Source organism: Corallococcus sp. AB018, from assembly GCF_003986945.1.
Classification (GTDB): Bacteria; Myxococcota; Myxococcia; order Myxococcales; family Myxococcaceae; genus Corallococcus; species Corallococcus exiguus.
Genome location: NZ_RAWR01000017.1, coordinates 26627 through 47615, shown reverse-complemented (window position 1 = coordinate 47615; position 20989 = coordinate 26627). Strand labels below are relative to the sequence as shown.

The window sequence follows — 20989 nt, the reverse complement described above, 5'->3', positions numbered from 1 at the left end:
GCCCTTGAAGCTGGACTCAGGCCCCGGCCTTGTCCGGGTCGTCGTCGAAGTGCGCGTCGCCCATCACCGGCTGGTAGTCCCACGGGAAGACGAAGAGCGAGTCCGTGGACAGCCCCACGTGGTCCGGCGTGAAGCCCTCCGGCCGCGCGATGAGACACGCGGTGCGGATCTCCTTCGCGCCCACCTTCTTCGCGAGCGCCGTGGCCAGCTCCAGCGTGTCTCCGCTGGATGCGATGTCGTCCACGATGAGCACGCGGCAGCCCTTGATTGCCGGGGGCATCTCCTCGCTCACCTGGGGCTGGCCGCGCTCCTGGGTGCGCTCGGCCTTGTCGCGGCTGCGGCGGCTGATGCGCACGGGGTAGAACGGGCAGCCGAGCGCGCCCGCGAGCGCCCCGCCCACGTACACGCCGCCGTGGGCCACGCCCACCACCGCCTGTGGCTCCCACGCCTGACGGATGGTGCGCGCCAGTTGCTGCACCTTCCGGTCGAACTCCGCCCACGACAGCTCCACCACGCCCGTGGACTTGTGCCGGGACTGGTCGCGGCCGGTGGGTTGGCGAGGGGCCTCCACCTGGGGCGCCAGGATCATGTCATTGGGAATGGAGACGAGCTTCTCCGCCCCGTCCTTCTGGGCGGCGGAGGGCACGGCAGACTTCTGGGAAGGGTTGCGCTGGTCCTGGGACTTCGGCGGCGCTGCCCGCTTGATGGCCACGGCGAAAGCTCCGGGTGAGGTGCGGCCCTGTCATATCCCGAGCACCGCGACCCCGCCACAACCGCCGCGAGTGCCTCCCCTGAGGATGTGAGGCGCTGAAAAGTCCCCGGAAAACGAAGGATGTCTGTCTTCGTGACAGGCGCCTTGTCCACGGGGACAGGCTCAGGCGCTGCCCTCGGTGAGCATCTGCTGGATCTCCGCGCCGGGGATGACATAGCGCGTCGTGCAGAACTGGCAAGTGGCCTCTGCCTGGCCTTCTTTCTCCAGCAGGTCCTTCAGCTCCTCGCGGCCCATGGCGAGCAGCGCGAGCTTCACGCGGTCCCGGCTGCACGAACAGGTGAAGCGCAGCGGGTAGCGCGACATGACCTCCAGGTCCGCCTCCGGCACGAGCGAGCGAAGGAGCGTCTCCGCCCCGTCCTGCGCGTGCGCCTGCACGGCCGTCTGGAACTGCGCCTTGAGCCGGGTGCCCAGCGCCTTGAAGGCGTCCTTGTCCCCGTTGGGCAGGGGCTGCACGAGCAGACCCACCACCGTGGCGAGCGGATCCTCCTGGCCGTCCACCTGGCCGGGCAGCTGCGCCACCAGCAGGTGCGAGGGCACCTGATCCGACTGGTGGAAGTAGCGCTCCAGGTCCGCCACCAGGTCGAAGTGCTCCAGCTCCACGGACGAGCGGTAGTACTCGCCGCCGCCCTGGTCGCGCAGCACGGACAGGAAGCCCTGGTTCCCCAGCACCGGGCGCCAGTGATAGCGCCCCTCCGAGCCGGAGTACTCCACCAGGGTGTTCTTCACGTAGCCGCGCACGACGCCGTTCGCGTCGCCGTCCACGAAGAGGCCGCGCAGGGGGCCGTCGCACTCCAGTTGCACGTTGATCCGGGAGTCCGTGCCCTTGCGGAGCGACCCCATGAGGGCGGCGACGGTGAGGCCCTGGGACAGGAGCGCGGCGGAGGCCGGCATGCTCTGGTGCGTGGCGCGGGCCTGGCGGGACAGGTCACCGGTGGTGGCCAGCACCAGGCGCAGGTCCGTCGCCTTCAACAATCCACTGACAAGCTCATCAGGCATAGGGCTGGTTAGCGTGCCCCACCCGTTCGCGCCCGCCAACGGAAGAGGGACGGAGACGGGCCGCCTGCCCGGCGGCCAGCAGTCAGGGCGGGGGGCTGGCATCGCCAGGGCTTATGAGTCGGTGTTCCCCTGCTGGCACGGGCGGATGCGGAAGAAATCCAGCCCGCGTGACGGAACGGCTATAAACCGGCGGAAGGCCGTATCACCCAGGCCCTGACTTGGGCTCGCGGGGGTCTTCACCCCACCCATCCGCGCGCCCCGCTGGAGACTCGATGAGCACCCAAGCCACCGCCGAAGCCCTCACCGACCGGAACCCCCTCTTGAAGTCGCGGCTGGGGTCGTTCCTCGCCGTGGTGCCCCTGAGCTTCTGGGTCATCAACCATCTGTGGGACAACCTGTCCGCCTTCTACGGCGCGACGGCCTGGGAAAAGTCGGTGACGGAGTACGCGAACCCGTTCGCCCAGGCGTTCACGTTCATCATCGTCATGCTGCCGCTGCTCATCCACACGGCGTGGGGCCTGGTGCGCATCTTCACCATGAAGCCCAACAACCTCGCGTACAGCAACTACGGCAACCTCAAGTACATCGTGCAGCGCGTGGCGGGCCTGGGCGTGCTCGCGTTCCTGGGCGCCCACATCTGGCTGGCCTTCCTGCACCCGCGCCTGGTGGAGGGCCACGCGGAGCCCTTCATGGATATCGCCCGGGAGATGCACTACCACGGCCCCACGCTGATGGTTTACCTGCTGGGCACGCTGGGCACCGCGTACCACCTGGCCAACGGCCTGCAGACCTTCGCCATGGGCTGGGGCATCTTCGCGAGCGACCGCTCCATGCGCCGCTTCGAGCCCTTCTCCATCCTCATCTTCCTCATCCTGCTGGCCATGTCCTGGGGCGCCATCTACGCGCTCTACACTGCGGGCGCGGCGTACGGCCCTGCCGGCCTGGACGTCGGCTGAAGCAGTCCTGAAGAAGCGCCGGGGCCTTGAAGCCCCGGTGCCCGAAAACACGACCGGCCGCCCCTGACATCCAGGAGCGGCCGGTTCGCTTTTCAGGGGAATGGCCCCAGGGCGTTAGAACGGGATGTCGTCGTCCGTGCCGCCGTGGTTGCCGCCGCCCATGCCGCCACCGTCGTCCATGGGAGGGGGAGGCTGGCCGAAGTCGTCACGCCCCTGCCCGTAGCCGCCGTTGCCCTGCGGCTGCTGCCGGCGCCCACCGCCACTGCCGCCGCTGCCGCCGCTGTAGCCCTCACCGGCGTCACGTCCGCCGAGGAAGGTGACGGAGGTGGCGACGACCTCGGTGGTGTAGTTCTTCTTGTTTTCCTTATCCATCCACTCGCGCGTCTGCAGACGGCCTTCGACGAAGCACTGCCGTCCCTTCTTGAGGTACTCGCCGCACAGCTCCGCGAGCTTTCCCCAGACGACGATGCGGTGCCACTCGGTGCGCTCCTGCTTCTGGCCGTTCTTGTCGTTCCAGCTCTCGCTCGTCGCGATGCGGAAGTTCGCCACGGCCTGACCGCCCGGGGTGAAGCGCACTTCGGGGTCCGCCCCGAGGTTGCCGATGAGAATGACCTTGTTCACGCCTCCAGCCATGTTTCCTCCCGATACCTGACCCCTCTAGGGCCAGGAACAAACCTGCGAGGCCACACGCCCCGACAGGTCCTTCAGCCCATAGCATCCACCACTGACATTCCCCGGGCCACTAAACGGCCAGGGGTGCCGGGGACGCACGTCCGCCTGCTCCCCTAACGGGAGGCCTCAAGGATTCCGCGATGTTGGGAGGTGCCGGGAGCCGGCTGGGGGGAGAGTCCGCCCGGACGGAGACGTCCGGGCGGAGGGAAGCCGAGGCGAGGGACTACCCGCCCGGGCGGAGGACCCCGGAGGCAGGGACCACGTTGGGCGTGGCGGAAGCGGGCGCGACCACCTGGACGGGCTGGGCGCGCTGGGAGGTCCGGGCCTCGGCCGTCTTGGTGGTGAGAGTGGAGTCCAGCCCCTTGGCGAAGGCCACGAGCTGGGCATCCGTCCCGCCAGAGCCCAGCTTGCGCAGGGACTTCCAGAACGGGTGGGTGGTGTCCCCGGTCTTCACCAGCCCCTGGGCCAGGAGCGGCACGGTCGCGTCGCGCTCCACGGTGCTGGCGGTGCGCAGGGCAACGACCAGCTCCTCGGGGGCGGTGCGGGCCACCTCGCCCAGGCCATCCGCCAGTTCGTCCTGCGCCTCGACGTCACGGGCGGTGCCGGCCGCGCGGCACAGCTCCAGCACGCGGGCCAGGGCCTCCGTGTTTCCGCCGGAGGCCAGCTCCACCATGCTGCTCACGCCGGGCACGCCCACGGACAGGGCGTGGGCCACCTGGCGCAGGCGGCCGTAGACGTCATCCGTGGCGGAGTAGCTGTCCAGCAGCGTGCGGGTGCCCAGGTAGTCGTGCGGGTTGGACTGGTAGAGGCTCTCCGCCAGCACGGCGCGCACGGCGGGGTCGCGCTCGCTGCGCCACGCGGTGCGCAGGAAGCCGATGTTGCGTTGATCGCGCTGCTTGCCCAGCTCCAGGTAGGTCTTCACGCGGTTGGCGATGTCCGGCAGGCCGCCCTGCGCCTTCTGGCCCTCATTGAGGGAGGCCAGCGCGTTGCCCGGCCCCAGCGTGGAGCCGGTGGCGGCCACGGCGGCGCCCAGCGCGTCCATGCCCGCGACGACAGGGCCGGCGCGGCCCGCGTAGTCGTTGACCATGATGGAGAAGGAGAACTTCTCCCCGCCCGCGGACTGCACGTAGCCGCTGAGCGCGGAGACACCCTCCAGGGTGCCCGTCTTGGCGCGCAGCCGGCCCACGGCGTCCGTGCCGTCGAAGCGGTACTTGAGCGTGCCGTCCTTGCCGGCGATGCCCAGCGAGGACAGGTACTCCGGGGCCAGCGGGAAGCGCTCGTACATGTGGCGCAGGAGCCGGTCCACCTGCGCGGTGGAGAAGCGGTTGGCGTCGTTGAGACCGCTGCCGTTCTTCATCACGTAGGTGCCGCGCGGGATGCCCACGTCGCGGTCCAGGAACTCCTCCACCACGTCGATGCCCTTGGCGAACGAGCCCGGCTGTCCACGCAGCTCCGCGCCCATCGTCTTCAGGAGCGTCTCCGCGACGAAGTTGCTGGAGAGCTTGTTGAGGCGCTTGAGGACGATGTCGAACGTGTCGGATTGCGCCACGTGCACGACCTTGGCGCGGGACGGCGTCAGGCCCAGCTTCACCTTGCCCTTCACCTTCACGCCGCGCGACACGAGCAACTGCTTGAGCGACCCGCCGAAGTACAGGGGCGGGCTGTCGATCTTCTTCCAGACGCTGACGGCGCCGCGCTCGTCGGGGACCTGGCCCTTGACGACGATCTTCTGCTTGTCGCCGTACGCGTCGGACTTCACGGACACGCGCCGCGCGCGGCCGGGGCCGCTGGTGACGGTGTTCTCCACGACGAAGAAGTCGCTGGGCGGCTCCATGTCCACCACGGCCTTGCCGCCGGGAGCGGCGCGCACGTAGACGGCGACCGCGTTCCAGTTGAGGCTCACCGCGCCGGTGGGCGCCATGTACGCGCGGTCGGAGTCCTCCTGGTCGTAGCCGGGCGGGGTGCGCTCGGCGTCGAACCAGGAATCGTCCACGACGATGTCCTGCACCTCCTTGAGGCCCGCGTGGAGCAGCTCGGAGGTCATGCCGTAGAGGCGCTCGGTGGTGACGGTGGGGTCACCCTTGCCGCGAACGTAGAGGGTCTTGACCTTGCCGTCGGCGGGCATCTCCGCCTCGACGAGGAACTCCGTCTCGTAGCGGAACTCCGGCCCCAGTGCGACGAGGGCCGCGGAGGACGTGACGAGCTTCACGTTGGAGGCGGGGTTGAGCAGTTCGTCCGCGTTGTGGCTGAACACCACGGTGCCGTCGTCCAGGCTCTGCATGTGGACGCCGACGCGGCTGCTCTTGAGCGCGGTGCGCTGCATGACCTGCACGAGCGCGTTCTTCAGCGCCTCGCGTTCAGCCTTTTTGTCGGCGGACGGCGACGCGGCCAGGGTGGCGGAAGGGAGCCACAAGGCAATGACGGTCGCTGCCCAGAAGGGTCTGGTTCGAAAAACCTGCACGCACGCTCCAGGGAAGTCGCGATCCATTATGAAGAAGGGACGAAAGGGGCGGCAAGGGTGGGGGGCGGATCCACGGTCGCTGTTACCCTGCACGCCTGCCTGCTTCCTGGAAACAAGAAGAAGGCTGTCGCAGCATGGACGTCCCGCCTGACATCCACCTCGTGACAGACGCCATGCCCCCCCTGCCCTCCCGCGCCACCCGGGTGTTCTTCATCGCGCTGGCGCTGGTGCTTGACTCCGGCTGCCGCGACCCGGCGCCCCCGGCGGGCATCACGGTGCTGTTGGAGGCCCCACCGGACAGCCTGGACGATCGCTTCGCCCTCACGGCCCATGGACAGCGGCTGGCGCAGCTCGTCAGCCCGGGGCTCCTCACCTTCGATGACGCGAGCCGGCCCGTGCCCCAGCTGGCGGAGTCCTTCCGGGAGGTCTCGCCCACGGTGATGGAGTTCGTCCTCCGTCCGGGGCTGACCTTCCACGACGGGAGCGCCCTCACCGCCGAGGACGTGAAGGCCACCTTCGACGCCCTGCGAGACCCGAAGCTGGGCAGCCCCAAGCGCGAACGGTACGAGCCGGTGGAGCGCGTGGAGGTGGTGGACGCCCGCACGGTGCGCTTCCACTTGAAGCGACCCTATGCGCCGCTGCTCGCGGAGCTGTCCGCGGCCATCCTGCCCGCGGAGCGCGTGGGGCCCGGAGGCATCGAGGCGCAGGGAACGCACCCGGTGGGCGCGGGGCCCTTCCGGTTCGAGTCGTGGCCGGACGAGGAGCACCTGACGCTGGTCCCGTTCGAGGGATGGCATGGAGGGAAGCCCGCGGTGTCGAGGCTGACGTTCCGGGTGGTGCGGGACGAGACGACGCGGGTGCTGGAGCTGCTCAAGGGCCGCGCGGACCTGGTGGTGAACGGCGTGTCCCCGGCGGTGCTGCCAGCGCTGCGAAAGTCGCCCCACCTGCGTGTGGTGACGAAGCCGGGCACGGGCTTCACGTACCTGGGCATCAACCTGCGCGAGGGGCCGCTCGCGGACGTGCGGGTGCGCCAGGCGCTGTGTCACCTCATCGACGTGCGCCCGTTGGTGGATCACAAGCTGCACGGGCTGGCGGAGCCTGCGTCCAGCATGCTGCCTCGCGAGCACTGGGCCTTCACGGAGACACCGGGATGCGGCTACGCGCCGGAGGAGGCGGCCCGGCTGCTGGACGCTGCGGGGTACCCGGATCCGGACGGGCCCGGGGGACAGCCACGCTTGTCCTTCACCTTCAAGACGAGCACGGACCGCTTCCGGCGCGCGGTGGCGTTGGTGCTCAAGGAGCAGCTGGCGAAGGGAGGTATCGCGGTGGAGGTGCGGGCGCTGGAGTTCGGAACGTTCTTCGAGGACGTGCGCCGGGGGCGCTTCGAGCTGTTCACGTTGAAGTGGGCCGCCGTGATGGAGCCGGACCTGCTCCGGGGCGCGTTCCATTCCGCGAACATCCCCGGCCCTGAGAACCACTGGGGCGGGTTCAACCGTGGAGCCCTGAAGGACCCGAAGCTGGACCGCGTGCTGGACGCGGCGACGCAGGCGTCTCGGGAGGAACGGAAGACGTTGTACGCGGAGGCACAGCGGGAGCTGGACGCGGACATGCCCGTCATCCCGCTGTGGCATGAGGCCAGTGTCGCGGTGGTGTCCTCGCGGCTCGCGGACTTCGAGCCCAGCGCGCATGGACTGCTGCTGCCGCTGGCGAAGGCGCGGGAAGTGACGCCCGAGCGTGGGGGCACGCCGTGACCCGGAGGCTCGTGTCCGCGGTCATCGCGATGGTGGGGGCGCTGCTGCTCGTGTCGCTGTTCCTGCACCTCGTGCCTGGGGACCCGGTGGACGTGATGCTGGGGGAGCAGGCGACGCAGGTGGACCGCGCGGCGTTGCGGCAGGCCGTGGGGTTGGACCTGCCGTGGTACGCGCAGCTCTGGACGTTCGCTCGAGACCTGGCCACCGGGGAGCTGCGCACGTCGCTGCCTCCGTTCCAGCGCAAGGTGCTTCCTGCCCTGGGCGCGGCGCTGCCGTACACGCTGCTGCTCACGGTGTCGGCGATGGCCGTGTCCCTGGTGTTGGCGCTGCCTCTGGGCGTGATGGCGGCGGCGCGACGAGGGACGCCCGTGGACGCGGCGGCGATGGGCGTGTCCGTGGCGGGTGTCGCCCTGCCCCGCTTCTGGTTGGGGCCGGTGCTCATCATCCTGTTCGCGCTGAAGCTGGACTGGCTGCCCGTGTCGGGCGCGGAGTCATGGCGGCACCTGGTGCTACCCGCGTTCACGCTGGGCACCGCGCTGGCCGCGTTCCTGGCACGGATGACGCGCGCGACGATGCTCGAAGCGCTGCGTGAGGACTACGTCACGGTGGCCCGGGCCAAGGGCCTGTCGCCTCGCGTGGTGCTGTGGAAGCACGCGTTCCGCAACGCGCTGCTGCCACTGGTGACCGTGCTGGGCCTGGAGTTCGGCGCGCTGCTGGGCGGCGCCATCGTGACGGAGAAGGTGTTCGCGTGGCCGGGCATGGGCACGCTGCTGCTCACCGCCATCGAGAAGCGCGACTACAACACCGTGCGCGCCACGGTGCTCCTCTTCACGTTCTGCTACGTCGCGGTCAACACGCTCACCGACCTCGCGTATTCGTGGGTCGACCCGCGCGTGCGGAGGCGCTCATGAGCGCGGCCCATCGCTTCCGGCTGCACTCGTGGGGGGCTCGGTTCGGGCTGGCCGTGGCGTGCGTCTGGGTGTTCACCGCGCTGTTCGCGCCGTGGCTCAGCCCGCATGCGCCGGACGCCATCGACCTCACTCGCGAGCTGCTGCCCCCGACGCCCGGTCACCTGCTGGGCACGGGAGAGAACGGCATCGATGTGCTCACCCACGTGCTGTACGGCGCGCGCGTATCGCTGGAGGTGTCCTTCTTCGCCGTGGTGCTGTCCGCCGCGGTGGGCATCACGCTGGGCGGCATCGCGGGCTATGCGGGCGGGCTCGTGGACGAAGCGCTGATGCGGCTGGTGGACGTGCTGCTCGCGTTCCCGGGCATCCTGCTTGCGCTGTTCATCACCGCGGTGCTGGGCCCCAGCCTTGCCAACGTGGTGTTCGCCCTGTCGTTCACTGGATGGACGGGCTACGCGCGGCTGACGCGCGGGCAGGTGCTCACCCTGCGCGAGCGCGACTACGTGCAGGCTGCTCGGGCGCTGGGCAGTGGGCCGGGCCGCATCCTCGTGCGGCACATCCTGCCCAATGCGGCGGGGCCACTGCTCGTGCTGGCGACGTTCGCACTGCCGGGCGCCATCGTCGCGGAGGCGTCCCTGAGTTTCCTGGGGCTGGGCGTCCCGCCGGGCACGCCGTCATGGGGCGCGCTGGTGGACCAGGGGACGCAGTACCTGCTGGTGGCGCCGCACGTGGCCCTCTTCCCCGGCATCGCGCTGGCGATCACCGTGCTGGGCTTCAACCTGCTGGGCGATGCGCTGCGCGACGCGATGGATCCGCGTCGCGAAGGACGCTGACTTGAAGGCCTCGCGCGTCCCTGGCAGGAAGCAGGAACGCAAGGGAGTCAATCCATGAAGGCCGTGGTGCAGCGGGTCCTGGAAGCGTCGGTGACGGTGGACGGACAGCGTGTGAGCGAGATGGGCCCGGGCCTGCTCGTGCTGCTGGGCGTGGGCAAGGGCGACACCGACGCGGACATGGCGTGGATGGTGGAGAAGCTGGCCATGCTGCGCATCTTCGAGGACTCCGACGGCAAGATGAACCTGTCGCTGGAGGACACCTCCAAGCACCTCATCGTCGTCAGCCAGTTCACGCTCTACGGCGACGCGCGCAAGGGCCGCCGGCCCAGCTTCATCGACGCGATGGAGCCTGTCGCCGCCAAGGCCCTCTACGAGCGCACCTGCGAAGCGCTGCGCCAGCGAGGCCTCACCGTGGGCACCGGCATCTTCGCCGCGGACATGAAGGTCGCGCTCGTCAACGACGGGCCCGTCACCATCCTGCTGGAGAGCCCTCCGAAGGCCGCGGCTCCTGCCTAGCGCACGTCCAGCGTGCGGCGGAAGAACGCCACGCCTTCCGCGTTGGTGCGCGCGTGCGAGGCCGGGCGCGTCCCCGTCACCGGGTCGCGGCACAGCATCGCGATGACGTCGAAGCCCTTCGGGTAGCACTCGGGCAGGAAGCTGAAGTGTCCCGCGTCGTCCAGGACCACCGTCGTCGTGGTCGCGGGCGGCAGCAGCCCTGCCAGGTGCATACCGTGCCCTTCGTGCGGCATCAGCTCGTCACCCTTCGCGAGCACCAGCTCCACCGGCTTCTGGACGTCGGCGGTGTCACGCGCCTCGAAGGAGGCCGCCATGCCCGGCGCCATCGCGAACGCGGCCTTCACTCGCGGGTCCAGGTACGACGCTCGCGAGCGCTTCATGTCGATGCGGCTGTAGTCCACGTCGCGCAGGCCCTCGCAGCCAATCTCCTCCTTGGTGCCCGGCGTCTTGCAGCGCTTTTCAATCCACTCCAGGTTCAGGTTCAGCCCCACCAGCGCCAGCGCCGTGTAGCCGCCCATCGAGTGCCCCGACGCGCCGATGCGCTCCGGATCCACGCGCGGGCCCCACTTCGGATCCTTCAGCAGGTGGTCCAGGATGACCGTGAAGTCTTGCGGACGCTCGTACGCGCGCGCGAAGCCCTCCGGGCTCGTGTCGCCGAAGGTGTTGCCCGGGTGGTTCAACGCCACCACGACGAAGCCATGCGCCGCCAGGTTCGAACCGAACCAGGACAGGTCCATCAACGAGCCCCCACTCCCGTGCGACAGCAACACCACCGGCCAGCGCTCCCGCGCGTCCGAAAGCGGTGCGTCCTTCGCTCCGTAGAAGGGCTTGAACAGGTCCGACGGCGCACGGTTGTCCATCGGCGTGCCGGGCGCCACCGGGTACCAGACCAGCGGCTTCAACGTGCGGCGGCGGACCGCGTCCTCGTACGTCAGCGATTGCGTGACGCCCACCGCGTAGGCCGCGTCCGCCCCGTAGAGCGACGCATGGTCCGTACGCGGAGCCTCCGTCGCCTTCTTCGAGGAAGAACAGCCGCCCATCAGCACCGCGGCGGCGAGGAGCATGGAACCCACGGGCGACAAGAAGCGGCGCATGCTCCGCAGCATGACCGGGAACGACAGGACAAGGAAACCCGGAAATCGCCGTCAGCTCACAGCCGCACGGTGGTCCCGCGCGTCACCAGCGCGGCCAGACCCTGCTTCGTCTGCGCGGCGCCGCGCAGGTGCAGCGTGAGCGCGCCCAGTTCGCGGATCCACGTGGCCGCGTTCGGGCCCAGGCCGGAGAACAGCACGGACAGGGGCGGCGGCTGGGGCAGCTTCCCCGTCCAGTAGCCCAGCACCTCGTCGCGCTCCGGCAGCACCGGCAGCTTCAGGCGCTCCTGCTCCCGCGTCAGCAGCCGCTCCAGCTTGCGCGGCAGGTTCACCTGCCAGTGCAACACCGTCTTCGCCGGCCGCCAGGCCCAGTCCGCGAAGGCGAACCGCTCACGGACCGCGTACTCCCCACGGCCCTGCGTGACGAAGACGCGGTCCGGCGGGAACTCCGGGAAGGGGTCCCACTGCCCGGCCAGGAGCGACGCCAGCCCCTGCTCGCCCGGAGGGCGCCTGCGGAAGTTGTCCCGCACCACGCGCGCCGCCTTCGTGTCCCAGTAGGGATAGGCCGCGTCCTCCACCATCAGCGCCAGGTTCAGCGCCTCGTCCCACTCGTCCGCGTAGCCGCCAGGGGACCCGCCCACCTCCCAGCCGCCGGGCGACTCGCGCCAGGGCTGGAACACCAGCCGGTCCACCAGGTCCATCCACCCGTCCGAGTCCACCGACCCCACGCCCCCCGGCAACGCCGACGAGGCCAGCCGCTGGCAGAGCGTGAACGCCTGCGCGTCACCCAGGTGGTTGGAGAGGGCTTCCAGCGCGCCGGAGGCATCCCCCATGGCGCGCGTGAAGAAGGGCAGCACCTGCTCGTGGAAGAAACGATCGTTGATGGGACGCAGGACGACGTCCATGCGGGGCGTCTCCTGTCAGGCCCTCAGGGCCGCGCGTCTTCCTGGACGATGAGGGCGTGGATGTCCGCGGCCGAGGGCGCTTCCAGGATGGCCGCCCGGAAGCGCGGGTTCTTGAACAGCCGCGAGATGCGCGCCAGCGCCTTCAGATGCACCCCCGCGCTGTTCTCCGGCGCCACCAGCGCGAAGAACAGGTGCGTGGGCTTGCCGTCGATGGACTCGAAGTCCACCCCCGCGCGCGACACGCAGAAGGCCGCCTGGAGACTGTCCATGCCCGCCAGCTTGCCGTGGGGGATGGCCACGCCTTCGCCAATGCCCGTGCTGCCCAGCTTCTCGCGTTCCTGGAGCACCGCCACCAGCCGGTCCTCGCGCAGATTCGGATGCGCCCGGGCCAACGTGGCACTCAGCTCGCGCAGCACCTCCGGTTTCGTCCGGGCTTGCATGTCCGCGACGACCGCCTGGGGGCTGAGGAAATCGGCGATTCTCAATGGCGCTCCCGCACTGGCGCTCCGGGCCGGCAATGATTCCTCGGCCGGCAATTACTCCTCACACTGGATTCGCGCAAGGGTCGCCTGGGCGGTGGCAGGCGCTTCGCTCACTGCGCGTCAGCCCGGGCCGTTCCCCCCACCCCGGACCCGGGCCCGGGGATGTCCCGGACCCGGTTCCCCGGCACGGATACGACTGCCTGTCAGGTGCCGGTGGCGGCCACCGGCGCGTCAGGCAGGTGCGGCTCGATGAGCCCGAACCCTCCCTCCTTGCGCCGGTAGACGATGGACAGCGCCTGGGACTGCTGGTTCTGGAACACGTAGAAGTCGTTGTTCATCAGGTTCATCTGCATCACGGCGTCGTCCACGGACAGCGACTGGATGGCCAGATGCGTGGTGCGCACCAGGCGGGCGACACCCGACTCGGCCACCGGCGCCTGCGCGGCGGGCGCGGCCTGGGCGGCGGGCGTGGAAGCCTCCGCGGTCGCCTCCGGCTCGTGGACCTCGAAGACGTCGTGGCGGACCCTCACCAGGTCCTGGCGGTGATGGACCTTCTCCTTGCCGTGGTGCGACTTGAGCTTGTCGCGGTAGCGGCGCAGCTGCCGTTCGATCTTGTCCATCGCCAGGTCGATGGACGCGTACATGTCATCGCTCTTCTCACGCCCTCGGAGGACCCAGGCGCCGGAGTGGATGGTGATGTCCGCGTGATGCAGGTGCCGCTCCAACGACAGCACCACGTGGGCTTCACCAGCCCGGTCCAGCAGTCGGTTCACCCGATCGACCTTTTCACGGGCGTACTCCTTCAGGGAATCCGACGCTCCGAACTGACGGAAGGTGATGTTGAGCTGCATGCGTGGCCGCCTCCTAGGGAGAGAGGTAAGCTCCGTGACAGATCAGAAACGGAGCCCACGCCGAAAGCAACCCGGCCCCCCAGGTTGGAAATCCCGTTCACGGATCGCGCTCGCGAAAGCGACCGCAATAGGACACGTCTGGTGTCCGCTGCATGGCACGGTGAGGGGATTCCGACCCGGGCCTCATTTTCCGGTCGGCATTCCCCCACACCGCGTGCGTGGCGCTCACGCCAGCAACATGCCTGCGGATCGCCCCGCGGCCCGGCGGAATCAGGGCACCACGGAGAGCACGTAGTCCTGCGAGTGGTAGATGGCGCCCGAGCACGACGCCACGCCCGTGCACTCGCCCACGACGCCCTCCAGGTCCGCGCCCAGCGTCAGGATGTGGTTCGCCTGCGGGGTGCCCGCGGCGATGGCGACGGTGGACGTGTTGCCGTTCTGCGTGACGGAGAGCACGCCGGGCGCGCGGCCCCCTTCGCGCAGGAGCAGCGCCTCCACCGGACCGGGCACCTCCGTGGAGGGCTCCCAGAGGAAGTCGTAGGACTGCCCCACGCGCAGCTTGTCCGGGGTGCCCTCGCCCTGGAACGTGAACTTGCGCTTGGCCTTGGCGTTCTTCACCACCAGGCGCACGGTGCTGGAGGCGTCCTGCAGCTGCACGACGATGTCCTCCACCGGCTCGCGGCCCCAGGCGGTCGGATCGAAGTTGAAGTAGACGCGGCTGTTCTCACACGCCTCCGAGCGCCCGCCCACGTCCGACGCGCCACCCGGCACCAGCGTCATGGGCTGGCCGTTGAAGGTGGCCGTCACGTCGTCGGCGAAGCGCGAGCACGGGCCGTCCGGCGACACCGTGTAGCTGGCGGTGAAGCGGTGCGCGCCCTGCGCGTCCGGCGTCTCCGCGTCATCCACGTCCGCCAGCGCGAAGATGAGCGAGCGGTCCGACAGCTCCGCCAGCGACATCACCTTCGTCTCGCCGCCGCTACAACCGGTGAGCGCCACGAGCGCCCCCAGGACGGTGAAGCGGGACACGGTTCGACGCGGGCTCGAGGCGGGGAAGGTCATGGCGGCCGGCACCCTATCACTCCCGCGCCAGCAGTCCTTCGAGCCGCGCCTTCACGGCGGGCCACTCGGTGTCGATGAACCCGAAGTACGCGCTGTCCCGCACCACGCCGCCGCGCACCAGCATGTGGTTGCGCAGGATGCCCTCGAAGGAAGCACCCAGGCGCTCGATGGCCGCCCTGGAGCGCGCGTTGCGGCTGTCCGTCTTGAGCTGCACGCGCATCACGCCCAGCGTCTCGAAGGCGTGCGTGAGGAGCAGGTACTTGCACTCGGTGTTCACCCGCGAGCGCCACGCCCGCCGCGCCAGCCACGTGGAGCCGATTTCGAGCGTGCGGAACTCGCGGGAGATGTCCAGGTAGCGCGTGGTGCCCACCACCGCGCCGCTGGCCTGCTCGCGGATGGCGAAGGGCCGCTCCGTGCCCGCGGCGGATGCCTTCAGCGCGACGGTGATGTAGTCCGCGACGTCCGCTTCCGTGCGCAGCACGCGCGAGAAGTGGTCGAAGATTTCCGGTTCGCAGACCGCCGCGAGCGCGGGCACGTGCTCCAGTGACAACGGCTCCAGTCGCACCGCCCTCCCCTCCAGGGTGACGGGCGGGACGACGAGCGGCACGGGGTCACGACGGGGAACGCCGACATCGGTGGGGAGCACGGGGTCCATGGACCGCTTCATGCCCCAAACCGGCCCTGCTGTGCAGGGCCGGCGCTTCAAGGACAGCTCAGAAGTACTTCTTGCGCTTGCTGCTGGGGAGGATGCCCAGCACCTCGCGGTACTTGGCCACCGTGCGGCGGGCAATCTCCGTGCCCTGCGAGCGCAGCAGCTCGACGATCTTCTGGTCTGAGTACGGGTTGCGCGAGTCTTCCTGCGACACCAGCTGCTTGATGTGGTGCTTCACGGCCTCGCTGGCCGTGTCCTCGCCGGACACGCGCGCGATGGACGAGTTGAAGAAGTACTTCAGCTCGAAGATGCCCTGCGGCGTGTGCACGTACTTGCTGGTGGTGACGCGGCTGACGGTGGACTCGTGCATGCCGATGTCCTCCGCCACGTCGCGCAGGATGAGCGGCTTCAGGTGCGCGATGCCCTTGTCCAGGAAGTCCCGCTGGAACTTCACGATGCTCTCGGTGACCTTGTAGATGGTCCGCTGCCGCTGGTGGATGGAGCGGATGAGCCACATCGCGCTGCGCAGCTTGTCCTGGATGAACTCCTTCGTCTGCCCGGGGCTCACCGCGCCGTTCTTGAGCGCGTTCCGGTACATGCCGGAGATGCGCAGCTTGGACAGGCCGTCGTCGTTGAGGACCACGGTGTAGTCCTCGTCCCCCAGCTTGTAGACGAAGACGTCGGGGGTGATGTACTGCGCGTCGTCCCCGCTGAAGTTGCGGCCCGGCCGCGGGTCCAGCTTCGGGAGCAGCTTCGCCGCAGAGACCACCTCGTCCAGGGTGACCTTGAGGTCCTTGGCGATGGCCGGCAGGTTCTTGCTCTCCAGGTACTTCATGTGCCGCTTGATGATGAGGCCCAGCAGCGCCGCGTTCGGGTCCTTCATCGCCTGCAGCTGGATGAGCAGGCACTCCTGCAGGTCGCGCGCGCCGCAGCCCCGGGGCTCCAGGTTCTGGATGCGGCGCAGGGTGCGCTCGGCCACGTGCATGGGCACGTCCGCCTCGTTGGACAGGCGGATGAGCGGGTCGCCTTCAATGTCGGGCAGCTTGAGGTAACCGTCGTCGTCCAGGTTCCCCAGGATGAGCACCGCCACGCGGCGCTCGGCCTCGTTGAGCCGCAGCGTGCCCAGCTGCTCCTGGAGGTGGTCGACCAGGTCCTCCTTCTTCACCATGTTGGCTTCGAACGACGGCAGGTCGTCCGTGGCCACGTTGCCCTTGTTGGAGGCGGTGGTGGGCTCGTTGAACTGGTAGCTGTTGAGGTAGGACTCCCAGTCGATCTCCGGGGGTCCCTCGCCGTCCGCCTTGAACTCCTGGGCGTTCTCCGGCGTCGCCGACGGCAGGTCCACGTCGCGCGCGATTTCCGCGTTGTCCGCTTCGAGCGAGGCCTCGCCAGGCTCCTTCTCGCTCACCTCCCCGGGCATGCCCTCCTCGGGCTGCTCCAGGAGGGGGTTCTGCTCCATCTCCTCGCGGACCTGGTCCAGGAGCTCCATGCGTGAGAGCTGGAGGAGCTTGATGGCCTGCTGCAGCTGGGGCGTCATCACCAGCTGCTGGGCGAGCTTCAGGCTCTGTTTGAGTTCCATCGCCATGTGGGGGCGTCTCCGGAAGGCTTGCGTGCCACCTGATTGGAGATTCCAATCAAGGACCGTGCCAACCTAACAAGGACCCCCGGCCACGTCCAGTGCCCCAGCGCGTGGTTTCTGATTTGCATCGTCAAAAATCCGCTGGAAATCCGACAGGTTGTCGTAACCCCCGCTCGCTTGGCAGATGTTCAGACGTCGACGCAAAAGCGGGGCCAACTTCACCGCGAGCATCTGGAGACATACGGAGAGAGCGGCTTTTCACGGAGCCTGGAGACGGAACCGGTCTCCCAGGTAGACGGCCCTCGCGCGGGCCGAGCCGGCGATCTGCGCGGGGGTGCCCTCTTCGAGAATCTGACCCTGTGCGATGATGTAGGCCCGGTCACAGATGCCCAGGGTGTCCTGGACGTTGTGGTCGGTGATGAGGATGCCCAGGCCCCGCTCCCGCAGGAGGTGAATCTGCCGCTGGAGGTCGCCCACGTTGATGGGGTCCACGCCGGCGAAGGGCTCGTCGAAGAGGATGAAGCGGGGGGCGGGGATGAGGCTGCGGGCGATTTCGGCGCGCCGCCGCTCGCCGCCGGAGAGCGTCTCTCCCCAGGAGTCGGCGACGTGGGAGAGGCCGAACTCCTCCAGGAGGGTGTCCGCGCGCTGCTTGCGGTCCTGGGCGGTGAGCCCCTTCTGGAGCTCCAGCACGGCCAGGAAGTTCTCGCGCACCGTGAGCTTGCGGAAGACGGAGGCCTCCTGCGGCAGGTAGCCCACGCCACGGCGCGCACGGCGGTGCATGGGCAGGTGGGTGAGGTCCTCGTCGCCCACGCGCACCCGGCCCGCGTCCGGCGTCACCAGGCCCACCACCATGTTGAAGCTCGTCGTCTTGCCGGCGCCGTTGGGTCCCAGCAGGCCGACCACTTCACCGGGGGCGACGTTGAAGGACACGTCGCGCACCACCTGGCGCTTGCGGAAGGACTTCTGGAGCCCTTCGGCGAAGAGCTTCGCGCCGCTCATGGCGTCGTGCCCGCCGGCTTCGGCGTGGGGGCCTTCTTGCGGGTGCCGGGGACGGCGGTGGTGGACGGGGAGTCCACGAGGATGCGGGCGTTCTCCACCTCCAGGCGCTCGCTGCCCAGGACGAGGCGCACCTTGGTGCCGGTGAGGTAGGTGTTGCCCTGGCGGGCCTCCGGGGAGCCCGTCACCACCAGCACGCCCGAGGGCACGTCGTAGTCGGCTCGTTCGCCCCGGGCCTGCCGGTCACCGTCCACGGCGCGCACGTTGCCGGCGCACACCACGCGCGTCACCTGGCGGGTGGCGTTGTAGTAGCCGGTCATCTTCTCGCAGCGGATGTCCATGGTCTGGTGCTTCACCACCACGTTGCCGGTGAGCACCGCCTGGTTGCGGTCGCCGGTGACGTGGTCCGCGGACAGGTCCACCGGGTTGCGCAAGCCCGTGGGCGCCAGCGACGTGCCCGGCGCGGGCGGCGGAGCGGCCGGAGCGGCCGAGTCGGGAGCAGCGGGCTTCGCGGCGGGCGCGGTGGGGGCACCGGGCTTCGCGGGCGGAGTGGCCTGCGCGACGACCGGGGCGCCGGAAGCTGCGGGCGCGGCGGCCTGCGAGGACGCGGGCTGGGCCAGGAACAGCGCCATCACGAGGAACTCAATCACTCCGTCGCTCCACCCAGCACGGCTTGGACCGTGCCCTCGAAGGTGAACGTCTGGTCCGCGGAGGACAGCGTGAAGCGGTCCGCCCGCATCTGGTAGTCCGGGCCCCTCATCGTCACGCCCTCGTCGCCATGGGCCCGCCGCGCATCCGCGTCGTAGGTCAGCCGGGGAGTGTTGGCCACCAGTCCCTCCGCCGTCTGCACGACGACACCGCCCGACCCCACCCACCTCTTGGACGCGAGGCTGCCGTCCATATTCGGCGCGGTGATGACGGTGTCCGCCCGCGAGGCGCCAGGCGAGCCCTGCGCGCCCTTCCCGGGGGGCAGGCGAACGACGACCTCGGTGGCCTGCACCTCGCCGCCCGCGCGCCGGTAGAGGACGCGGGAAGCGGTGCCGGAGACCTGGAGCGCGTCGCCCTCGTAGGAGCGCAGGTGCGCGCCCTCCAGAACCACGTCCGGGCGCGGCTCGTTCGAGGCGCCCGGGGCCGGACGGCGCGGCGCGCAGGCGGTGGCGAGGAGTCCCAGGAAGCTCAAGGCAAGCAGGCGCGGCACAAGGCCCTCCTTATCACCGCGCCGGGGCGGACGGTGCGTCAGCGAGGGCCGGGGGAGCGTCCTCGGGAGGACGCGTCTTCCAGCGCTGATGCATCCACACCCACTGTTCGGGGGCGCGGCGGATGGCCGCCTCGATGCGCTGCGACAGCGCGGCGGTGAGCGCCTGCACGGCCGCCTCACGCTCCGTCGCGTCCGGGTGCGGCACCTCTTCCATGGTGAGCCGGTAGCCCTGGCCGTCGCGCTGGCAGAAGCCCACCACCACCGCCGCGCCGGTGCGCAGCGCCAGGTCCGCCGCGGCGCGAGGGGTGGCCGCCAGCTCCCCGAAGAAGGGCACGAAGACGGACTGCACCTTGGTGTCCTGGTCGATGAGGATGCCCAGGATTTCGCCGCTCCGGAGCGCGCGGAGCATGGCCCGGGCCGCGCCCTCCTGGCCGCGCCAGATGCTGCGCACGCCGCCCTTCGCCCGGAAGTCCTCCACCAGCGCGGTGAGGCGCGGGTCGCTGGTCTCCTTCGCGATGCTCTGGCTGGGGTAGCCCGCCCTCGCCACGCGCCGGGCGAGCAGCTCCCAGTTGCCTACGTGGCCGGACACGAAGACGACGCCCTTCCCCTTCGCCAGCGCGGCCTCCAGCACCTGGCGGTCCGCGTCCGGCCAGGACACCAGGGACTCCAGCCCGGCATCCAGCGCCCGCGCGGAGGCGACCTCCAGGGCCGCGGCGGCCAGATGGCGGAAGGCGTCACGGGCGAGCGCGTCACGTTCCGCCCCGGTCCTTTCCGGGAAGGCGCGGGCCAGCGACTTGAGCGCCTTCCTGCGCTCTCCGCCCGCGAACGCGTAGGCCCAGCCGCCCAGGGTCATGCCCAGGGTGCGGGCCGTGTCCAGCGAAAGGAACTGGAGCAGGCGCAACATCCCGGCGATGAGCAGGTAGCGCAGGTAACGCTTGAGGCGCTTTGTTAAAGGGGGACGCTCCACGACGCGTCTCCATATCCCATGCGCGAATACAACTTCGACGGCCTCATTGGTCCGACCCACAATTACGCCGGCCTCTCGCCGGGCAACCTGGCGTCACAGCACCACGGCGGCCAGCCCAGCCACCCCCGGGAGGCGGCGCTCCAGGGGCTGGAGAAGATGCGCTTCGTGTCGGAGCTGGGCGTGGGCCAGGCGGTGCTGCCGCCCCAACCGCGCCCCTCCCTGCGCACGCTGCGGGCCCTGGGCTTCACGGGCTCCGACGAGGAGGTCATCACCCGCGCCGCGCGCGACGGGGAGCACCTGCTGCGCCTCACCTCCAGCGCCTCCGCCATGTGGACGGCGAACGCGGCCACCGTGGCGCCCTCGGCGGACACCGCGGATGGCAGGGTGCACCTGACGCCCGCGAACCTCACGCAGATGTTCCACCGCGCCATCGAGGCGGACACCACGCACGCGGTGCTGCGCGCCATCTTCGCGGACGCGAAGCACTTCCAGGTGCACGCGCCGCTACCGGGCGCCTCGCACTTCGCGGACGAGGGCGCGGCCAACCACACGCGCCTCTTCACGCCGGGGCACAAGGCCGTGCACGTGCTCGCCTGGGGGCGCAGCGCGTGGCAGGACGTGAAGGGGCCCCAGCGCTTCCCCGCGCGCCAGACGCTGGAGTCCAGCCAGGCCCTGGCGCGGCTACACCAGCTGGCGCCGGAGCAGGTGGTGCTGCCGCAGCAGCATCCGGACGGCATCGACGCGGGCGCGTTCCACACGGACGTGCTCGCGGTGGGCAACGAGCGCTTCCTCATGCTGCACGCGCTGGCCTTCGTGGAGCACCCGAAGCTCCTCCAGACGCTGCGCGAGAAGCTGGGCGACGCCTTCCGCTTCGAGGTCGCGACGGACGCCGAGCTGCCGGTGAAGGACGCCGTGCGCGCCTACCCGTTCAACTCGCAGGTGCTGTCGCTGCCGGACGGCACCATGGCCATCATCGCGCCCATCGAGAGCCGCGAGACGCCCACCGCCCACGCCTTCCTGGAGCGAGTGGTCGCCGGGGACAACCCGGTGAAGGCGGTGCACTACCTGGACGTCCGGCAGTCCATGAACAACGGCGGCGGCCCGGCGTGCCTGCGTCAGCGCATCTCGCTCACGGACGCGGAGCGCGCCGCCATCACCGCGGACGTCTTCTACTCGCCGGCTCTGCACGAGGGGCTCGCGGCGTGGGTGCGCAAGCACTACCGCGATGTGCTCAAGCCAGAGGACGTGCGCGATCCGCAGCTCGCGCGCGAGACAATGACCGCGCTCGACGAGCTGACGCGCCTGCTCAAGCTGGGCAGCGTGTACGACTTCCAGCAGTGACGTGAG

At 69.9% G+C, this 20989-nt stretch carries 21 protein-coding genes; 6 read left to right on the top strand and 15 right to left on the bottom strand.

The features are described from left to right. Positions 1 to 16 precede the first annotated feature (16 nt). Complete coding sequence (locus tag D7Y11_RS06160) at positions 17 to 712, bottom strand: phosphoribosyltransferase (protein ID WP_120579130.1); 696 nt, start codon at positions 710 to 712, stop codon at positions 17 to 19. A 162-nt stretch (positions 713 to 874) separates the two neighbouring features. Further along, positions 875 to 1768, bottom strand: coding sequence for an Hsp33 family molecular chaperone HslO (locus tag D7Y11_RS06155; RefSeq protein ID WP_120579131.1), 894 nt, complete (start codon positions 1766 to 1768; stop codon positions 875 to 877). Between the two features lie 272 nt (positions 1769 to 2040). Between D7Y11_RS06155 and D7Y11_RS06150 the strand changes: the two genes are divergently transcribed. Next, the gene (locus tag D7Y11_RS06150; protein WP_120579132.1) at positions 2041 to 2724 is read left to right on the top strand and encodes a succinate dehydrogenase; all 684 of its coding nucleotides are present in this window, start codon (positions 2041 to 2043) and stop codon (positions 2722 to 2724) included. Between the two features lie 114 nt (positions 2725 to 2838). Here D7Y11_RS06150 and D7Y11_RS06145 read toward each other — a convergent pair whose 3' ends face one another. After that, positions 2839 to 3357, bottom strand: a complete 519-nt coding sequence (locus D7Y11_RS06145; protein ID WP_120579133.1) for a single-stranded DNA-binding protein — start codon at positions 3355 to 3357, stop codon at positions 2839 to 2841. Positions 3358 to 3619: 262 nt separating this feature from the next. Continuing rightward, positions 3620 to 5884 (bottom strand): D-alanyl-D-alanine carboxypeptidase/D-alanyl-D-alanine-endopeptidase, encoded by a 2265-nt coding sequence (dacB, locus tag D7Y11_RS06140; protein ID WP_120579134.1) that lies wholly within the window; start codon positions 5882 to 5884, stop codon positions 3620 to 3622. Between the two features lie 107 nt (positions 5885 to 5991). On the opposite strand from dacB, the gene D7Y11_RS06135 reads away from it, so the two are divergent. From D7Y11_RS06135 to dtd, 4 genes are read left to right on the top strand one after another with little or no spacing between them, the layout of a single operon-like run. Then, positions 5992 to 7608 (top strand): ABC transporter substrate-binding protein, encoded by a 1617-nt coding sequence (locus tag D7Y11_RS06135; RefSeq protein ID WP_126933241.1) that lies wholly within the window; start codon positions 5992 to 5994, stop codon positions 7606 to 7608. After that, entirely contained in the window at positions 7605 to 8519 is a 915-nt protein-coding gene (locus tag D7Y11_RS06130) for an ABC transporter permease (RefSeq protein WP_199733985.1), read from the top strand. The genes D7Y11_RS06135 and D7Y11_RS06130 overlap by 4 nt, the downstream gene beginning before the upstream one ends. Next, the gene (locus D7Y11_RS06125; protein WP_120581554.1) at positions 8516 to 9349 is read left to right on the top strand and encodes an ABC transporter permease; all 834 of its coding nucleotides are present in this window, start codon (positions 8516 to 8518) and stop codon (positions 9347 to 9349) included. The genes D7Y11_RS06130 and D7Y11_RS06125 overlap by 4 nt, the downstream gene beginning before the upstream one ends. A 54-nt stretch (positions 9350 to 9403) precedes the next feature. After that, on the top strand, positions 9404 to 9865 hold the full coding sequence (dtd, locus tag D7Y11_RS06120; RefSeq protein ID WP_120581553.1) for a D-aminoacyl-tRNA deacylase: 462 nt from the start codon (positions 9404 to 9406) through the stop codon (positions 9863 to 9865). On the opposite strand, the gene D7Y11_RS06115 is transcribed toward dtd, so the two are convergent. From D7Y11_RS06115 to D7Y11_RS06065, 11 genes are all read right to left on the bottom strand, one after another. Further along, entirely contained in the window at positions 9862 to 10959 is a 1098-nt protein-coding gene (locus D7Y11_RS06115; RefSeq protein ID WP_233596984.1) for an alpha/beta fold hydrolase, read from the bottom strand. The two genes, dtd and D7Y11_RS06115, sit on opposite strands and share 4 nt — an antisense overlap. Before the next feature lie 56 nt (positions 10960 to 11015). Continuing rightward, positions 11016 to 11861: a hypothetical protein gene (locus D7Y11_RS06110; RefSeq protein WP_126933240.1), complete on the bottom strand. Its 846-nt coding sequence runs from the start codon at positions 11859 to 11861 to the stop codon at positions 11016 to 11018. A 23-nt stretch (positions 11862 to 11884) separates the two neighbouring features. Further along, positions 11885 to 12346: a PTS sugar transporter subunit IIA gene (locus D7Y11_RS06105; protein ID WP_120576835.1), complete on the bottom strand. Its 462-nt coding sequence runs from the start codon at positions 12344 to 12346 to the stop codon at positions 11885 to 11887. Between the two features lie 200 nt (positions 12347 to 12546). Beyond that, complete coding sequence (gene raiA, locus D7Y11_RS06100; RefSeq protein ID WP_120576834.1) at positions 12547 to 13194, bottom strand: ribosome-associated translation inhibitor RaiA; 648 nt, start codon at positions 13192 to 13194, stop codon at positions 12547 to 12549. 270 nt (positions 13195 to 13464) lie between these two features. Further along, on the bottom strand, positions 13465 to 14253 hold the full coding sequence (locus D7Y11_RS06095; protein ID WP_126933239.1) for a hypothetical protein: 789 nt from the start codon (positions 14251 to 14253) through the stop codon (positions 13465 to 13467). Positions 14254 to 14269: 16 nt separating this feature from the next. After that, positions 14270 to 14908, bottom strand: coding sequence for a GNAT family N-acetyltransferase (locus D7Y11_RS06090; RefSeq protein WP_126933238.1), 639 nt, complete (start codon positions 14906 to 14908; stop codon positions 14270 to 14272). 58 nt (positions 14909 to 14966) lie between these two features. Next, positions 14967 to 16487: an RNA polymerase factor sigma-54 gene (gene rpoN, locus D7Y11_RS06085; protein ID WP_120576832.1), complete on the bottom strand. Its 1521-nt coding sequence runs from the start codon at positions 16485 to 16487 to the stop codon at positions 14967 to 14969. A gap of 252 nt (positions 16488 to 16739) precedes the next feature. Continuing rightward, positions 16740 to 17480, bottom strand: coding sequence for an LPS export ABC transporter ATP-binding protein (gene lptB, locus D7Y11_RS06080; RefSeq protein ID WP_120554202.1), 741 nt, complete (start codon positions 17478 to 17480; stop codon positions 16740 to 16742). Further along, complete coding sequence (locus tag D7Y11_RS06075) at positions 17477 to 18127, bottom strand: LptA/OstA family protein (protein WP_120576831.1); 651 nt, start codon at positions 18125 to 18127, stop codon at positions 17477 to 17479. Before D7Y11_RS06075 ends, lptB begins: the two co-directional genes overlap by 4 nt. Then, positions 18124 to 18675, bottom strand: a complete 552-nt coding sequence (locus D7Y11_RS06070) for an LPS export ABC transporter periplasmic protein LptC (RefSeq protein WP_126933237.1) — start codon at positions 18673 to 18675, stop codon at positions 18124 to 18126. Before D7Y11_RS06070 ends, D7Y11_RS06075 begins: the two co-directional genes overlap by 4 nt. Before the next feature lie 13 nt (positions 18676 to 18688). Beyond that, complete coding sequence (locus D7Y11_RS06065; protein ID WP_126933236.1) at positions 18689 to 19642, bottom strand: lysophospholipid acyltransferase family protein; 954 nt, start codon at positions 19640 to 19642, stop codon at positions 18689 to 18691. An 18-nt stretch (positions 19643 to 19660) separates the two neighbouring features. On the opposite strand from D7Y11_RS06065, the gene astB reads away from it, so the two are divergent. Beyond that, positions 19661 to 20983: an N-succinylarginine dihydrolase gene (gene astB, locus D7Y11_RS06060; protein WP_126933235.1), complete on the top strand. Its 1323-nt coding sequence runs from the start codon at positions 19661 to 19663 to the stop codon at positions 20981 to 20983. The last annotated feature ends 6 nt before the right edge of the window (positions 20984 to 20989 follow it).

Bases quoted from the DNA above. Each gene is read 5' to 3' on its own strand.
- lptB (WP_120554202.1), bottom strand. From the start codon at position 17,480: ATGAGCGGCGCGAAGCTCTTCGCCGAAGGGCTCCAGAAGTCCTTCCGC.
- D7Y11_RS06095 (WP_126933239.1), bottom strand. From the start codon at position 14,253: ATGACCTTCCCCGCCTCGAGCCCGCGTCGAACCGTGTCCCGCTTCACC.
- astB (WP_126933235.1), top strand. From the start codon at position 19,661: ATGCGCGAATACAACTTCGACGGCCTCATTGGTCCGACCCACAATTAC.
- D7Y11_RS06110 (WP_126933240.1), bottom strand. From the start codon at position 11,861: ATGGACGTCGTCCTGCGTCCCATCAACGATCGTTTCTTCCACGAGCAG.
- dacB (WP_120579134.1), bottom strand. From the start codon at position 5,884: ATGGATCGCGACTTCCCTGGAGCGTGCGTGCAGGTTTTTCGAACCAGA.
- raiA (WP_120576834.1), bottom strand. From the start codon at position 13,194: ATGCAGCTCAACATCACCTTCCGTCAGTTCGGAGCGTCGGATTCCCTG.
- D7Y11_RS06135 (WP_126933241.1), top strand. From the start codon at position 5,992: ATGGACGTCCCGCCTGACATCCACCTCGTGACAGACGCCATGCCCCCC.
- D7Y11_RS06145 (WP_120579133.1), bottom strand. From the start codon at position 3,357: ATGGCTGGAGGCGTGAACAAGGTCATTCTCATCGGCAACCTCGGGGCG.
- dtd (WP_120581553.1), top strand. From the start codon at position 9,404: ATGAAGGCCGTGGTGCAGCGGGTCCTGGAAGCGTCGGTGACGGTGGAC.
- rpoN (WP_120576832.1), bottom strand. From the start codon at position 16,487: ATGGCGATGGAACTCAAACAGAGCCTGAAGCTCGCCCAGCAGCTGGTG.
- D7Y11_RS06115 (WP_233596984.1), bottom strand. From the start codon at position 10,959: ATGCGCCGCTTCTTGTCGCCCGTGGGTTCCATGCTCCTCGCCGCCGCG.
- D7Y11_RS06155 (WP_120579131.1), bottom strand. From the start codon at position 1,768: ATGCCTGATGAGCTTGTCAGTGGATTGTTGAAGGCGACGGACCTGCGC.
- D7Y11_RS06125 (WP_120581554.1), top strand. From the start codon at position 8,516: ATGAGCGCGGCCCATCGCTTCCGGCTGCACTCGTGGGGGGCTCGGTTC.
- D7Y11_RS06090 (WP_126933238.1), bottom strand. From the start codon at position 14,908: ATGGACCCCGTGCTCCCCACCGATGTCGGCGTTCCCCGTCGTGACCCC.
- D7Y11_RS06150 (WP_120579132.1), top strand. From the start codon at position 2,041: ATGAGCACCCAAGCCACCGCCGAAGCCCTCACCGACCGGAACCCCCTC.